A 13,056-nucleotide genomic window follows, 5' to 3' on the forward strand; every position below is an offset into this window, starting at 1 on the left:
GCGGGCGCTAGGCGTCCATCGCCGTCGCCAGCGCGATGTCCTTCGCGGTAATGCCGCCCGCGTCGTGCGTCGTCAGCCGCACTTCGACGCGGTTGTAGACGTTCGACCATTCAGGGTGGTGGTCGGCCTTCTCCGCGAGCAGCGCGCCGCGCGTCATCCAGGCGAACGCCCGGGTGAAATCCTCGAAGCGGTAGTTCCGCTCGATCCCGTCGCCGGCGCGCGTCCAGCCCGGCAGGCCCGCCAGTGCGGCATCGATCTCGGCATCGGTCAGGCGCATGTCGTGACTCCTCGGGTGCAGCGGCCTAGTGGCACGCCATGGCCCGCACCGAAACCCTGCCCCCCTCCCTCGCCGACATCGACGCGCTCGCGCAAAGCGCCGTCGAGCGCCTGCCGCCGCTGTTCCGCGAGCATCTGGCGAGCGTCCTGCTGCGCATCGAGGACTTCCCCGACGCCGACGTGATCGCCGAGATGGAGCTCGAGACCGAGTTCGACATCCTCGGCCTCTACCAAGGCCGCCACGTCGGCATGAAGGGCGACGAACCGTCGGGCGCGCTGCCCGACATCATCTTCCTCTACCGCCGCCCGCTGCTCGAGGAATGGTGCGAGAGCGGCGAGAGCCTCGAACACCTCGTCACCCATGTCCTCGTCCACGAGGTCGGCCACCATTTCGGGCTGAGCGACGAGGACATGGAGCGGATCGAGGCGGCAGCGGGCTAGCCCAGCAGTTCATCCACCCACGCCGGCACCAGGACACTGGCGGGCCCGTGCCGCGCCTCGCCGAACAGCGGCGTCCCCGCCGACGGATCGAGATTGAGTTCCAGCGTCGCCGCCCCCGCCCGTCGCGCCTGACTGACGAACCCTGCAGCGGGATACACCGCACCCGAAGTGCCGATCGAGACGAACAGGTCGCAGCTCGACAGCGCCGCGTCGATCGCGTCCATGTGGTACGGCATCTCCTCGAACCACACGATGTCGGGCCGCAGGCGCGTGGCCCCGCAGCGCGGGCACGGCGGACTGTTGCTCAGCGGCGCGTCCCACGGTGACGCCGCCCCGCACGCAGTGCACAGCGCCCGCTTCAGCTCGCCGTGCATGTGCAGAAGCCGCTTCGATCCCGCGCGGTCGTGGAGGTCGTCGACGTTCTGCGTCACCAGCAGGAACTCGCCCGGCCATTCGGCATCGAGCAGCGCCAGCGCCTCGTGCGCCGCATTGGGCACGACGCCAGCAAGCGCCGCCCGCCGCATGTCGTAGAAGCCTTGCACCAGCCCCGGGTTGCGCCGGAAACCGCCGGGCGTGCAGACATCCTCGATCCGGTGCTGCGCCCACAGCCCGTCGGCGGCGCGGAACGTCTCGATCCCGCTCTCCGCCGAGATACCCGCGCCGGTCAGGACGACGATGTTGCGTGGGCGGTTCATGGCGCCGCCTTAGCGCAGGACCGGGACATCCGCCACGCGGCGCTTGCTATTCGCCTGCCTCGCGGTCGGTCTTCGGGAATCTTGGGACCGTCTCCGGGGCGAACTGCCGCGCCGGTCCAGCGGCCGTCGTCGGTCGTCGCCGCGCCGGTCACGTTGCGCGAGTCCTTGGGTTCGAGCTCGCCGCCATTGCCCTTGTCGGGCGCATCGCCGCTCCAGTGCCCGTCGGGCGTATGCGCCGCGCCCGTCACGTTGCGCGAGTCCTTCGGTTCGAGTTCGCCGCCGGTGGTCATTTCGGATCTCCACGATACCAGCGCCTTAGGGGGCGCCCTGGGTAATCGCCCCGGACCGCGCCGGGTTCCGGCATCGCGCCTGCAGGCTATAGACCCAGCCTGAAGATCAAGCTGTCGCGGTCGGGAAAATCATAGGCAGCAGGCAGCTCGTCGCGGCCGACGATGCGGTAGCCGCGCCGCTGGTAGAAGGCGTGCGACCGCGTCGCGACCGACGGCGTGTCGAGGAAGATCGCGGTGAGGCGCTGCGCCACCGCCCAGGCGAGCGCCTTGTCGTACAGCGCGTGTGCCGCCCCGCCCGGACCGCGATGATCGCCCCGGACGAACAGCTTCTTGAGGACGCCGCTGTCGCCGTAGCGCATCATCCCGATCGTCCCCACGATGCCGGTGCCGGCCAACGCGACCCAGAACGCGCCGTCGCGGTAGGCGCGCGCGATATCGAGGAGTTCGGGCTGCTCCTCGATTGGAACGAACAGGCCGACGTCCTCGCGCTGAACCGAGAGGATGAGCGCCGCGACCTCGGGATCGCGCCCGCCGGCATAGTCGATGATTTCAAATCCAGGCATAGCGCGCCGTCTACAGCCTAGAGGTCGATCTTCGGCAACCGCCGCAGGTCGGTCTCTCCCGTTTCCAGCCACGTGACCGCCTGCGCGACCCGCTGCGCCGCCGTCGGCCCGGTCTTCGCCGACAGGACGAAATGGCTGAGCGCCCGCTGCTTGCCCGGCGTCAGCGCCGCCCAGCGCTCTCCCGCCACCGCATTGCCCGCAACGGCGCGCGCCAGAAGCGGCGGCACGTCGACCTCATCCTGGGCGTCGAGGCGGAAGCGGAGTTCGGCGAAGCAGCCCAGCGACAGGCCGGTCGCCTTCAGCAGCGGCTTGCCGAGCATCAAATACCAGCGGCCGCGCGACGGTTGCCACGCGCCGCTGCACGGATGGTCGTTGAGCTCGCCCGAAATCCTCAGGCGCGGGTGCTCGGCAAACGGCAGCTGTGCCGCGATCTCCTCGGGCAGCCAGATCACCGTATAGCCATAGGTGCCGAGGTCGTGCCGCTCGACGAGGCCGGTGAAGGCGTAGGGGAAATAGCTCATCGCAGCGGTTCAGATCAGCGCCTCCAGGCGGACATAGCCCGCCTCCATGCCATGCTCCATGCCCGTCGCGAGCATCATCGTGCGCGTCTCGGCGTCGGGCAGAGTCATGCGCATCGTCATCAGCGTGCCGGTGCCGTGGGCTGCGAAGGTCGTGACGATGTGGTTGTCGGGGGTCGGGTCGGGCAAATGCATGCGCTCGACATGGACGATCCGCTCGAAGGGCGTCAGCTCGACGAACTCGCCGGTCAGGAAGAAGCCCTTGCCGTCCTCGCTGGCCCATTCGTAGCGCAGCCGGCCGCCGGGGCGGGGGTCGCTGATGCACACCGGCATCGACCAGCCGTCGGGCCCGAGCATCCATTGCTGGATCAGCGCGGGTTCGAGGTGCGCGCGGTAGACGGCCTCGGGTGCTGCTGCGAAATGCCGGGTGACGACGACGTGCGTGTCGCCCTCGGTCGTGATGTCGAGCTTTGCCATCGTCTGTCCTCTCTCAGTTGGGGCGCGGGGCCGCGAGCAGGGCATCGAGCCGGTCGTAGTTCGCCTCGAGCCCGGCGCGCAGCTGGCGCAGCCAGTCGTCGACCGCGTCGAGCGCCCCGGGGACGAGGCGGCACGGGCGTTTTGTGCCCTCGATGCGCCGCACGATCAGCCCGGCGCCTTCGAGGACCTTCAGGTGCCGCGACACCGCCGGCTGCGACATCGCGAAGGGCCGGGCGATGTCCATGACGGTCGCCTCGCCGAGCGCGAGCTGCGCCAGGATCGCCCGGCGCGTCGGGTCGGCGAGGGCGCCGAAGGTGGTGTCGAGTCTAATATCAAACGATCTCATTATATAACACATATACTATATATGGGGTCGCAGGTCAAGCGGTGTTCGCACCGCCGCCCTACTGGGAGCGCCGCGGACTTCTGACAGCAGGAGCACTCGTTTTGTAACCCATCATGCGTAACAAGCTTGACAAGTACGTGCTGATTTGGTACATCATGTGACCGGCGTTCTCGCCTCTGATCTTTCTCAGCGTCATTCGGTGCAGCAACATGTCGCGAAGACCCCGCGCGACTTCGCAAAGGCCGCGCGGGTGTAAAATTCGCTTACTTGTTCATCTTCGCGAAGGCGGGCGACACTGACGGCGCTGTGCGTAGGCGTCGCTTCAGTGTGAACTTACGGGGCGCCGATCAGCGTCGGGCACCCGACCGCGTCGCAGATTGCTGCGGGACAAGCGGCCTATTTCGTCTCGGCCAGCACGTGCGCGACCAGTGCGTTCGCGTGGCCATGACCCATTGCGTGATCGGTCTTCAGCATGGCAACCAGATCCATGTGCTTGGCCGGCAGCTTGGCACGCACGATCGCCTGCCACTCGGCGATCGGGCGGCCGTACTTCTTCTCGATGGCCGGGAAATATGAGGCAGGCCCCTTGATCGGCGCATCCGGCATGGCGGTGAAACTCCCTCGATCGCCCTTGAAAGCCTAATCGCCCCAAAGTCTTGAGACAAGCCGACGCCACACCGCCCACGCCGATGTTGCGACGCCGGGCCGACACGTGTCTGATGCGGCATGGCAGAGACAGGCAAGATTATCCGCGTCGGCGTGCTGGGCGCGGGCGGGCGGATGGGACAGGCGGTGATCGCGGCGGTGGCGGCCGATCCGCGGCTGCGCCTGTCGGGCGCGATCGAGCGCGCCGGACACCCGGCGGTCGGTACCAAGCTCGGTGGCGGGCTGACGATCTGCTCCAACCCCGGGCCGCTGGCGCATGCGTCGGACGTGCTGGTCGACTTCACCACCCCCGACGCACTCGCGGCGACGCTCGACGCGGTGTGCGACGGGCGCACGGCGCTGGTCGTCGGCACCACCGGGCTGGGGCCGGCGCACCACAAGGCGATCGACCGCGCGGCGAAGTCGGTGGCGATCCTGCAGGCGGCGAACACCAGCCTGGGGGTGACGCTGCTGCTCCGCCTCGTCGAGCAGGCGGCCGCCGCGCTGGGGCCCGACTGGGATATCGAGATCGCCGAGCTGCACCACCGCGACAAGGTCGACGCGCCGTCGGGGACCGCGCTGGCACTGGGCGCCGCGGCCGCGGCCGGACGCGGGATCAAGGCGCCGACCGGCAACCTCGACCGCAACGGCAAGCGGGGGCGCGGCGACATCGGCTTTGCGTCGCTGCGCGGCGGGTCGGCGGCGGGCGACCATGTCGTGCTGTTCGCCGGCGACGGCGAGCGCCTCGAGCTCGGCCACCGCGCCGAGTCGCGCGACATCTTCGCCCGCGGGGCGTGCGCCGCCGCGGCCTGGCTCGGCGGGCGGTCGCCGGGCCGCTACGCGATGGCCGACGTGCTGGGCTAGCTGCCGCGCAGGCGCGCCAGTTCGGTGTCGATCACGCCGTGCACCGCGACGCGCTCGGGCGGCGACAGGCACTGCCCGACCTCGACACTGCGCCCGCGCGACGCGACCCACAGGCGGTTCTGGTCGGCGGGCAGTTCCTCCAGCCGGGCGCGCGCGAAATAAGGCTCCAGCGCCGTGCTTCGCGCCGTACCGCTCGCCGACACGTCGCGCACCGTCAGCGCGGCCTCGTCGAGGTGCACCGTCTGGAACGCCCGGCCCGAGCGGTAGCTCGCCTTGAACGCCCAGGCGAGCAGCGCGACGTCGATCACCATGAAGGGCACCACCGGCCACGCCCCGATCGCCAGCAGGCGCAGCCCGCCGAGCAGGAACAGCGCGCCGACCGCCAGGATCAGCCAGCGCGCGTGCCGCCGGTCGAACGAGCGGTTGGGCCGCAGGGTCAGGTCGAGCGCCATACCGGCAACGATACGCATCCCGCTCTGGACAGCAACCGCCGCGGGGGCGAAACGGCGGCGGACATGACGCCGCAGCAGACCGAGCAGTTCTTCGCGATCCTCGCCGCCGCGGACCCCGAGCCGCGCACCGAGCTGTTGTACGACACCCCCTTCCAGCTGCTCGTCGCGGTCGTGCTGTCGGCGCAGGCGACCGACGCCGGGGTCAACAAGGCGACGCCCGCGCTGTTCGCGGCCGCTCCCGGCCCGGCCGAGATGGTCGCGCTGGGGGAGGACCGCATCCGCGACCTCGTCAAGACGATCGGCCTGTTCAACACCAAGGCGAAGAACGTCCACGCCCTCAGCGCGATCCTGATGCAGCAGTACGGCGGCACGGTGCCCGAAACGCGCGAGGCGCTGCAGGCGCTGCCCGGGGTCGGGCGCAAGACCGCGAACGTCGTCCTGAACGTCGCCTTCGGGCAGGAGACGTGCGCGGTCGACACCCACATCTTCCGCGTCGCCAACCGCACGGGGCTCGCGCCGGGCAAGACCCCCGACGCGGTCGAGGATGCGCTGATGGCGGTGATCCCGCCGGCCTATCGCCGGCACGCGCATCATTGGCTGATCCTGCACGGCCGCTATATCTGCATCGCGCGGCGGCCGCAGTGCTGGCGCTGCCCCGTCGCCGCGCTGTGTGCGTACGAGCCCAAGACCCCGGCCCCCTTGCCGTGAGTCAGACGTTGTTCAGCCAGCCCGCCGAAGGATGCGCCCCATGAAGACCGCCCTGCTGATCGCCGCCCCGCTGATCCTCCTCGCCGGCTGCACCGCGCGCGACGGCGCGCCGCGCGCCAACGTGCCCCCGCCGCCGACCGGGCAGCAGTCCGCCGCCGCGCCCGCGACCGGCCCGTCGTGCATCCAGACCAGCCGCATCCGCGAATCGAAGGTGATCGACGACCGCACCATCGACTTCGTGATGCGCGACGGCAGCGTGCTGCGAAACACTTTGCCCTTCAGCTGCCCCCAGCTGGGGTTCGAGCGCGCCTTCAGCTATTCGACCTCGATCAACCAGCTGTGCTCGGTCGACATCATCACCGTCATCGTCCAGGGCGGCGGCATCCGCACCGGCGCCTCGTGCGGCCTCGGCAAGTTCGTCCCCTACACCCCGGTTCCCAAGTAAGCCTTGCCCTGCTAGGGACCATGCCCACGCACCGGTAGCTCAGCTGGATAGAGCACTGCCCTCCGAAGGCAGGGGTCAGGGGTTCGAATCCCTTCCGGTGCACCATTATTTACAACGACTAGGTAGCTCCAGACGCCGAAATGGGCAGGGGTCGAAGGTTCAATGCGAACCTACCAGCTGATTGCGTTGGCCGCCTTGCGCAGAAACTCGGGGCTGTATCGGGCGTAATATTTGATGGTTGTGGCGATGTCGTCATGTCCGAGGAACTGCTGTATCTGTTCCAGCGAAGAGGCGGAATTGATGTTCATCCACTTGAACGGCTCAATGGTACCGATCCCGCCGTCCGGACAGATTATTTTCCGAACGGCACCGCTAGCGTCGCCTCGACCCGCCGCTGTCGCGGATCGCCGTAATAGCTCGCGCCCGAGGAATAGAGGTCTGCGATGGTCGGCGGACGGTGGTCGAACAGGTTGATGATGCCGACACGCACCTCGGTACCGCGTGGCACGATGGCGCTGCCGTCGCGAACGCGGTAACGGCCCGACAGGTCGACGTAGACCTGCGCAGGGATGCGCTCCATGCCGTTAAAGCTCAGGAGCAGGGGGTTGTTGATCGTCTCGACATAGGCGTTGGTGATCATGTAGCTGCTGTAGAATTGCGCATTGATCCCGGCCGACCACGGCCCGCTTGACCAGTCGACGCCGGCATTGCCGCGTAGCTCCAGCGGCCCGTCCGAAGAGCCGACACGCTCGATGAAGGGGCTGCCGTCGACGAGTTGCTGCCGATAGTGCGGCTCCCATGTCGCCTTCAGATAGGCGGTGAATCCGCCCAGTCGCGGCAGTTCGAACGGGTAATCCAGCGTGACGTCGACTGCATCGATGCGCGTCCGGCCGAGATTGAGCAGGCTGAAGTCGAGCGTCTGGATTGGGCCGCCGGTGAAGCCCAACGCCCTGTCCGCCGCGGTCAACGGGCCGCGGATGACCCGGCGTGGATACTTCGCCTCTTCGGCGATCAAGGTATCAACGTCGAAGAAGGGGAATGACTGAATTTCGTTGCGCTTGTTGATGCGGGTATAGTCGATCGACAGACGCGGCCCATGATCGCCAGCAGGGGTCACGACGACGCCAAACAGAAAACTGCGGGCGCGCTCAGGCAGCAGGTCAGGGTTGCCGCCGTCTAGGAACGTCACCGCGCCTTCGGAGCCGATCGTCCGGCCGCCGCGCCGGGGGTCACCCCGATAGTCCTCCCCGACTGCCGTAAACCGCCCGATCTGATTGGCGGTCGGCGGCAGGGAGCCGGTACCGATACTGGCGCGCACGAGCAGGCCTGGTAGCGGCGAAAAACGGGTTCCTACAGTGTACGCCGGGGTGCCGCTGAATGTGATGAACGGCGGCAGTTCGGTTCCGAAAAGGGTCTTGGAGCCGGGAAGGATCGTCCGCGTCCAGTCCTGCCGTACCGCGAGTTGAAACTCAAGCTCGCTAAGAAAGCCGCGCGCACCGAGCAGCGGCGCGCGAGCCTCGCCATACAAGGACAGGACGCGCTGTTCGAGACGTGGATAATCGCTTGAAAAGCTGAACGTGTCGAAAGTCTGAGCCAGTTCGCTTGCCTCCGTCACGATGCGCCGCGCCTCGCCAAGAAAGCTTAGGGTCAACGGCCCGCCCGGCAGCGTTGCGACCGGACCAGCGACCCGCAGCGTGCCATCGTCGAAGCGGTTGCGGCGAGGGCCGAGCAGCGTCTCGGTCCCAGCATTCTGTTCGAAGCGCGATTTCGCCCCGCCGCCGCTATACTCGATATTGGCGCGCCACCCCCCCGGCAGCGGCGCGATCAGTCCGAGCGTATAGCGCCTGACCTCGATCCGATTTACAGAATTGACCGTGAAATCGGACGGTTCCGTGACGAAGATCTCCTGCTGAAACGGGTTGCGCGGGTCAGATGCGGATAGCGACGACGTAAAGGGGTTCGACTGGACACCTGCCACCGTCCGGCCGGTGTTGCGTGTGTCGAGGAAATTGCCGAACGCGATGAAGCCGCCGCCAAAATCGTGCCGCGCATCGAGAAAGATTGCGCGCGTCTCGGGCTGGCTGGTGATCGTGGCTTTTGCGCCACCGCCGCCGGGATCGAGCTGGGTCATTCCGGCATTAGCTAGCAGCAGCGCGTCTCGGCGCGCTGGGTCGTCGTCCAGCCCGAGAGGCAAAGTGGTGCGGGTCGAGCCGAGCGCCGCGCCGCCGCGGTCCGCATTAAAGACCAGTGGCGTCCTGCTGAAGATGTTGACCGAGTTGCCGATTGGAAACTCGCCTAGAAATTCGGCCGGGCTGTTCGCCAGCGCGCGTTCCCGCGCCCGGCGGAAATAGTTGCGGTCGCCGAAGCGCAGCGCGTCTGCGCGCGATTGGCCGACCGCGACCATCAGCCCGCTGCGGCCACCATTAGCTGAGATGCCGAAGCGTCCGAACAGCCGTTCCTCGAAAGCGTCGCCCCGGGTCGTGATGCCGGTCGTCATCGCGACCTCGCCGCCCTCATAATCGTGGCGCAGCACGACGTTGAGCGCACCCGAGGTGGCACCAATGCCGTAGATGCCGCCCGCGCTCGCGGTCAGCACTTCGATCCGGTCTATCAGGTTGATCGGGATGCCGTTGACGTCAGGCTGCTGGTTGATGAGGTCGATCGCGGGCACGTCGGGCATCCGCCGTCCATCGACCAGGAGCAAAGTCTGGTTGGCGCCGAGGCCGCGCAGGTTGATCTCCGACCGCGTCGAGCCCTGCCCCCTGCGCAGATTCTGTGCGGGCGAAATGATCTGCGCGTTGGCCGGTAGGCGCGTTCGACTGAAACTGTCGATTGAGCCGGCGTGGGAGTCCTCGATCTCGCGATTGGTGAACACCTGATAGGGCTGGATGTCGCCTTGAGTGCGGCGAATGTCGCCATTCTGCGCGCGCCGGCCGATGACGAGGATTTCGGGGATGGCCTCGTCCGCTTTTGGCGGCGGCGCGGCGGCGGGCATCGCGGCGATCACGATGGCGCCGTCGGACGTGCGGCGGAAGGTCAGGCCCGAACCATCGAGGAGTGACACCAGCGCGGCGTCGACCGTCATCTTGCCGCGCAGCGCTGGGGCGACGCGGTCGCCGACCAGCGTGTCGGCGAACAGGACGTCGATGCCCGCCTGCCGCGCCAGGACGGTCAGCGCCGACGACAGGCGCGAGGCCGGGATGCTGAAGCGCGGTGTCGAGGGGGCTGCCATCACCTCCGCCGGCAGAGCGGCAATGACCGCCGTCAGCGGCAGCACGATGGAGGCGCGCGGGGTCATGGCCGCCCCGCTCCCTGCCACATTGCAGACATCTCGTGAAGCACTTGGCGCGAGGTGGGGGTTTCGCGCCAGGCCGCGTCAAGCCCTGCGCAATAACACGAGCGATCGGAGGGGACTGCCATGGCCGCATACGCCATCGAAATTTCCGCGTCCGCCAGTAGCGTCGCGGCGCCGACGACGGACGACCTGTTCAACCTGTTGGCGGTCGCTGCCAGAGCGATGCACCTGCAAAAACTTTTCGTCGACGGCGGTGAGGGGCACGCGCGGGTCATGGCCGCTGCCCTCATCCTCGCTTCGCAGGTCGAGCGAGACGCTGGCGACATAACTGGCTCTTCGGGATCCCGCCGGCTGGAGTACCTGCCCATCGCGCTGTTCCGGGTCGGCGATGGGTCTGACCGGTCTCAGCGTCCAGTGGCGGCTAGCCGTATTGCTCGGCCGCCTGCGTCGGCTGGCGCACTGCTGTCCGTTCCGCGTGTCGTGGTGTGTGGTCAGCTTCCCGCTGACAGCGTCGGCAGCAACCGCCACCCACTTCGCCGACGCACAACCCGGCCCGTCGCCGAGACAGTCGCCATGGCCCTGCTGGCGCCCACGTCCAACGTCATAGCGGGCCTCGCAGTCCGCACGCTGGTCGGGGCCGCTCGCGGAAAGCAGCGGACGCTGAGCAGCTAACTCGACAGGCGAAGGAGAACCTATGACCATCGACACGACGATCAGGGCGGCGGCAATGCTCGCCGCGCTCGCCGCTGCCCCAGCAGCGGCACCGCAGGTCACGCGTACCGACTTGCAGCGCCATGACCTCGGCATCGCCGGGCGCGAGACGGTCCAGGCGCGGATCGACTTCCCGCCGGGCGCACTGGCGCCGCCCCACATGCATCCGGGCGAGGAGATCATCTACATCCTGGCCGGGCCGCTCGAGTATCAGGTCGCGGGCGGGACCTGGCGCCGCTACGACACGGGCGAGGTCTTGTTCATCCCCGCCGGCACCGTTCACGCGGCGCGGAACACTGGAATGGCGCCCAGCGCGGAACTCGCCACCTATGTGGTCGAGAAGGGCAAACCGCTGGTCGTGCTCGTACCTTGACGCAAGGAGAGGATCATGCAGATCGATGTCCCGGACGGGAACTTCACCACCTATGTCGCGTGCCCCGCAGCGCAGCCGGCGCCCGTCGTCGTCGTGCTCCAGGAGATTTTTGGGGTGAACCGCGACATCCGCGCGACCTGCGACGAGCTCGCGGCGCGCGGATTTATCGCAGTGGCGCCCGACCTGTTCTGGCGCGATGCGCCGGGCCTCGACCTCAACTCATGGAACGATGCCGACTGGAAGCGCGGCTTCGAGCTTTACAACAGCTTCGATCTCGACCGTGGGATCCGTGACGTCGAGGCGGTCATCGCTGCAGCGCGTGGGCTAGACGGCGCCAGCGGTCGCGTTGGTGTCATGGGCTTTTGTCTTGGCGGGCTGATGAGCTTTCTGGCCGCTGCCCGCACCGATGTCGACGCGGCGGTCGTCTACTACGGCGGCGGCACCGACCAGCATCTGGGCGAGGCTGACCGCGTCGAAGCACCGCTGCTCATGCACTTCGGCGAGGACGACGAGTTCATCTCGCGCGACGCGCAAGCCGCTATCAAAGCCGAGCTAGGCGACAATCCCAACGTAGAGATCCATTTCTACCCCGGCTGCTCGCACGCATTCGCTCGCCACACCGGCGCGCACTATGATGCCCGCGCCGCCACCTCTGCAAACGCGCGCACCTACGCCTTTCTGCACGCTCACCTCGCCGCACCGCCGCGGTAGGAGACTTGCCGAGCTTATCGTCACTCAGTTTGGCTTCAATTCGACCGCCGCTGAGGTGGCGGCGGGCATCGACGCGGTGGGCCAGCGCCGAGAGCCGACTGGAAGAGGCCGCGCTTCAAATTGACGAGCGCACGGGAGCAGGCACGCCGCGGTGGCAGTCTATGAAAGCTGTGCTCGGCTTCATCAGCAAGCTCCCCCGACCCTGACAAGCCTTGGTCAAGGCCCGCGCGCGTCCGGTGTGGTCGGACGTCTCCGGTTCGTTAGTTTGCGATGGACGCGCTCCATTTCGCAATCATCATCCTTCAGTCGCGGTGCCGATGGGGCTTTTCGGTGCCTCTGCGTCCTGTCTGACGAAGGGGAAGCAGAGTGGCAAAGACGATCCTGATCACGGGTGCCTCATCAGGCATCGGCCGTGCAGCGGCGAAGCGATTTGAGCGTGAGGGCTGGAACGTTCTTGCGACGATGCCCGACATGCAGGCCCCCCACGGCCTAGTAGAGTCGGACCACCTCATCATCGCACCGCTCGACGTTCGCGATGTGGGCCAATGTTCGCAGGCCGTAGCCACCGCGACGGCGCGGTTCGGTCAGATTGACGCCCTTCTGTCGAATGCCGGATATGGTCAGTACGGTGCGTTCGAAGCGATTTCGTCCGACCAGATCCAGAACCAGTTTGCGGTAAATGTCTTCGGCGCGATGAACGTGCTGCGTGCCGTGCTGCCCGGCTTTCGGACTCGGGGGCAAGGCTTGGTGCTCGTAACCAGCTCGGCAGGCGCGAAGGTCGGACTACCGACTTCGGAGCTCTACATCTCGAGCAAGTTCGCGTTAGAAGGCTTTTTCGAATCGATCTGGTACGAACTCCGTGCCGTCGGCATTAGCGTCAAGCTAATCGAGCCCGGCGGCGTCGACAGTGGCTTCCACAAAGTGGCGGATCGACTGACAGCTGCGGGTGGGGGGATCGAAGCGTATGAAAATCTTTACGGCAGGATAGTTGCGAACCGCGACCGGATAATCGCGTCGGGTGAACTGGTCAGCTCCGATGATGTTGCCACCGCAATCTTTGCGGCAGCGACCGACGGCACGTCTAGGCTCCGCTATCTGGTTGGCGAGGACGCGGAGCATCTCGACGCTGCCGTACGCAATAAGCCGGAAGCCGAAGTCTTGGGAATGATCGCACGCCAATATGGCCTGTCCGAACTTGCGCCCGACGCACCCGCGACCAATGCGCCACACTAGAGTCCTACGAACT

18 protein-coding genes and 1 tRNA gene are annotated in these 13,056 nt (G+C 67.3%); 9 read left to right on the forward strand and 10 right to left on the reverse strand.

Translation table 11 applies throughout. The features are described 5' to 3' along the window. Nucleotides 1-7: 7 nt before the first annotated feature. Complete coding sequence (locus FMM06_RS11835; protein WP_144237600.1) at nt 8-277, reverse strand: 4a-hydroxytetrahydrobiopterin dehydratase; 270 nt, start codon at nt 275-277, stop codon at nt 8-10. A gap of 38 nt (nt 278-315) precedes the next feature. Between FMM06_RS11835 and FMM06_RS11840 the strand changes: the two genes are divergently transcribed. After that, nucleotides 316-717, forward strand: a complete 402-nt coding sequence (locus FMM06_RS11840) for a metallopeptidase family protein (protein ID WP_144237601.1) — start codon at nt 316-318, stop codon at nt 715-717. Here the strand turns inward: FMM06_RS11840 and FMM06_RS11845 are convergent. The 7 genes from FMM06_RS11845 to FMM06_RS11875 all read right to left on the reverse strand — a co-directional run bounded on the left by FMM06_RS11845 (nt 714) and on the right by FMM06_RS11875 (nt 4,212). After that, nucleotides 714-1,412, reverse strand: coding sequence for an NAD-dependent deacylase (locus FMM06_RS11845; RefSeq protein WP_144237602.1), 699 nt, complete (start codon nt 1,410-1,412; stop codon nt 714-716). The genes FMM06_RS11840 and FMM06_RS11845 overlap by 4 nt on opposite strands. Then, nucleotides 1,409-1,702, reverse strand: a complete 294-nt coding sequence (locus FMM06_RS11850) for a hypothetical protein (protein ID WP_144237603.1) — start codon at nt 1,700-1,702, stop codon at nt 1,409-1,411. Before FMM06_RS11850 ends, FMM06_RS11845 begins: the two co-directional genes overlap by 4 nt. 86 nt (nt 1,703-1,788) lie before the next feature. Next, nucleotides 1,789-2,265, reverse strand: a complete 477-nt coding sequence (locus FMM06_RS11855; RefSeq protein ID WP_144237604.1) for a GNAT family N-acetyltransferase — start codon at nt 2,263-2,265, stop codon at nt 1,789-1,791. A gap of 17 nt (nt 2,266-2,282) precedes the next feature. Beyond that, entirely contained in the window at nt 2,283-2,786 is a 504-nt protein-coding gene (locus FMM06_RS11860; RefSeq protein WP_144237605.1) for a YdeI/OmpD-associated family protein, read from the reverse strand. 9 nt (nt 2,787-2,795) lie between these two features. Beyond that, complete coding sequence (locus tag FMM06_RS11865) at nt 2,796-3,260, reverse strand: SRPBCC domain-containing protein (protein ID WP_144237606.1); 465 nt, start codon at nt 3,258-3,260, stop codon at nt 2,796-2,798. Nucleotides 3,261-3,273: 13 nt separating this feature from the next. Continuing rightward, nucleotides 3,274-3,606 (reverse strand): ArsR/SmtB family transcription factor, encoded by a 333-nt coding sequence (locus FMM06_RS11870; RefSeq protein WP_144237607.1) that lies wholly within the window; start codon nt 3,604-3,606, stop codon nt 3,274-3,276. Between the two features lie 396 nt (nt 3,607-4,002). After that, the gene (locus tag FMM06_RS11875; protein ID WP_144237608.1) at nt 4,003-4,212 is read right to left on the reverse strand and encodes a DUF4287 domain-containing protein; all 210 of its coding nucleotides are present in this window, start codon (nt 4,210-4,212) and stop codon (nt 4,003-4,005) included. Between the two features lie 138 nt (nt 4,213-4,350). Here FMM06_RS11875 and dapB point away from each other — a divergent pair, with 138 nt between their 5' ends. After that, nucleotides 4,351-5,115: a 4-hydroxy-tetrahydrodipicolinate reductase gene (gene dapB, locus FMM06_RS11880; protein ID WP_144335458.1), complete on the forward strand. Its 765-nt coding sequence runs from the start codon at nt 4,351-4,353 to the stop codon at nt 5,113-5,115. On the opposite strand, the gene FMM06_RS11885 is transcribed toward dapB, so the two are convergent. Next, nucleotides 5,112-5,585: a DUF2244 domain-containing protein gene (locus tag FMM06_RS11885; RefSeq protein ID WP_144237609.1), complete on the reverse strand. Its 474-nt coding sequence runs from the start codon at nt 5,583-5,585 to the stop codon at nt 5,112-5,114. The two genes, dapB and FMM06_RS11885, sit on opposite strands and share 4 nt — an antisense overlap. A 45-nt stretch (nt 5,586-5,630) precedes the next feature. Between FMM06_RS11885 and nth the strand changes: the two genes are divergently transcribed. The 3 genes from nth (at nt 5,631) to FMM06_RS11900 (ending at nt 6,825) form a co-directional block, all read left to right on the forward strand. After that, nucleotides 5,631-6,275, forward strand: coding sequence for an endonuclease III (nth, locus tag FMM06_RS11890; protein ID WP_144237610.1), 645 nt, complete (start codon nt 5,631-5,633; stop codon nt 6,273-6,275). A 40-nt stretch (nt 6,276-6,315) separates the two neighbouring features. Then, complete coding sequence (locus FMM06_RS11895) at nt 6,316-6,720, forward strand: hypothetical protein (RefSeq protein WP_407925198.1); 405 nt, start codon at nt 6,316-6,318, stop codon at nt 6,718-6,720. A gap of 28 nt (nt 6,721-6,748) precedes the next feature. Further along, nucleotides 6,749-6,825 (forward strand) — tRNA-Arg (locus tag FMM06_RS11900). Between the two features lie 247 nt (nt 6,826-7,072). On the opposite strand, the gene FMM06_RS11905 is transcribed toward FMM06_RS11900, so the two are convergent. Next, nucleotides 7,073-10,018: a TonB-dependent receptor gene (locus FMM06_RS11905; protein WP_144237612.1), complete on the reverse strand. Its 2,946-nt coding sequence runs from the start codon at nt 10,016-10,018 to the stop codon at nt 7,073-7,075. A 120-nt stretch (nt 10,019-10,138) separates the two neighbouring features. Here FMM06_RS11905 and FMM06_RS11910 point away from each other — a divergent pair, with 120 nt between their 5' ends. The 4 genes from FMM06_RS11910 (at nt 10,139) to FMM06_RS11925 (ending at nt 13,043) form a co-directional block, all read left to right on the forward strand. Further along, nucleotides 10,139-10,687, forward strand: coding sequence for a hypothetical protein (locus tag FMM06_RS11910; protein WP_144237613.1), 549 nt, complete (start codon nt 10,139-10,141; stop codon nt 10,685-10,687). 22 nt (nt 10,688-10,709) lie between these two features. Continuing rightward, on the forward strand, nt 10,710-11,099 hold the full coding sequence (locus FMM06_RS11915; protein ID WP_144237614.1) for a cupin domain-containing protein: 390 nt from the start codon (nt 10,710-10,712) through the stop codon (nt 11,097-11,099). Nucleotides 11,100-11,114: 15 nt separating this feature from the next. Beyond that, nucleotides 11,115-11,810, forward strand: a complete 696-nt coding sequence (locus FMM06_RS11920; protein ID WP_144237615.1) for a dienelactone hydrolase family protein — start codon at nt 11,115-11,117, stop codon at nt 11,808-11,810. 366 nt (nt 11,811-12,176) lie between these two features. Further along, nucleotides 12,177-13,043, forward strand: a complete 867-nt coding sequence (locus tag FMM06_RS11925) for an SDR family NAD(P)-dependent oxidoreductase (protein ID WP_144237616.1) — start codon at nt 12,177-12,179, stop codon at nt 13,041-13,043. Nucleotides 13,044-13,056 lie beyond the last annotated feature (13 nt).

This window comes from Glacieibacterium frigidum, assembly GCF_007097155.1.
In the GTDB taxonomy this organism is placed as follows: domain Bacteria; phylum Pseudomonadota; class Alphaproteobacteria; order Sphingomonadales; family Sphingomonadaceae; genus Glacieibacterium; species Glacieibacterium frigidum.

Bases quoted from the DNA above. Each gene is read 5' to 3' on its own strand.
- FMM06_RS11835 (WP_144237600.1), bottom strand. From the start codon at position 277: ATGCGCCTGACCGATGCCGAGATCGATGCCGCACTGGCGGGCCTGCCG.
- FMM06_RS11840 (WP_144237601.1), top strand. From the start codon at position 316: ATGGCCCGCACCGAAACCCTGCCCCCCTCCCTCGCCGACATCGACGCG.
- FMM06_RS11845 (WP_144237602.1), bottom strand. From the start codon at position 1,412: ATGAACCGCCCACGCAACATCGTCGTCCTGACCGGCGCGGGTATCTCG.
- FMM06_RS11850 (WP_144237603.1), bottom strand. From the start codon at position 1,702: ATGACCACCGGCGGCGAACTCGAACCGAAGGACTCGCGCAACGTGACG.
- FMM06_RS11855 (WP_144237604.1), bottom strand. From the start codon at position 2,265: ATGCCTGGATTTGAAATCATCGACTATGCCGGCGGGCGCGATCCCGAG.
- FMM06_RS11860 (WP_144237605.1), bottom strand. From the start codon at position 2,786: ATGAGCTATTTCCCCTACGCCTTCACCGGCCTCGTCGAGCGGCACGAC.
- FMM06_RS11865 (WP_144237606.1), bottom strand. From the start codon at position 3,260: ATGGCAAAGCTCGACATCACGACCGAGGGCGACACGCACGTCGTCGTC.
- FMM06_RS11870 (WP_144237607.1), bottom strand. From the start codon at position 3,606: ATGAGATCGTTTGATATTAGACTCGACACCACCTTCGGCGCCCTCGCC.
- FMM06_RS11875 (WP_144237608.1), bottom strand. From the start codon at position 4,212: ATGCCGGATGCGCCGATCAAGGGGCCTGCCTCATATTTCCCGGCCATC.
- FMM06_RS11885 (WP_144237609.1), bottom strand. From the start codon at position 5,585: ATGCGTATCGTTGCCGGTATGGCGCTCGACCTGACCCTGCGGCCCAAC.
- nth (WP_144237610.1), top strand. From the start codon at position 5,631: ATGACGCCGCAGCAGACCGAGCAGTTCTTCGCGATCCTCGCCGCCGCG.
- FMM06_RS11895 (WP_407925198.1), top strand. From the start codon at position 6,316: ATGAAGACCGCCCTGCTGATCGCCGCCCCGCTGATCCTCCTCGCCGGC.
- FMM06_RS11905 (WP_144237612.1), bottom strand. From the start codon at position 10,018: ATGACCCCGCGCGCCTCCATCGTGCTGCCGCTGACGGCGGTCATTGCC.
- FMM06_RS11910 (WP_144237613.1), top strand. From the start codon at position 10,139: ATGGCCGCATACGCCATCGAAATTTCCGCGTCCGCCAGTAGCGTCGCG.
- FMM06_RS11915 (WP_144237614.1), top strand. From the start codon at position 10,710: ATGACCATCGACACGACGATCAGGGCGGCGGCAATGCTCGCCGCGCTC.
- FMM06_RS11920 (WP_144237615.1), top strand. From the start codon at position 11,115: ATGCAGATCGATGTCCCGGACGGGAACTTCACCACCTATGTCGCGTGC.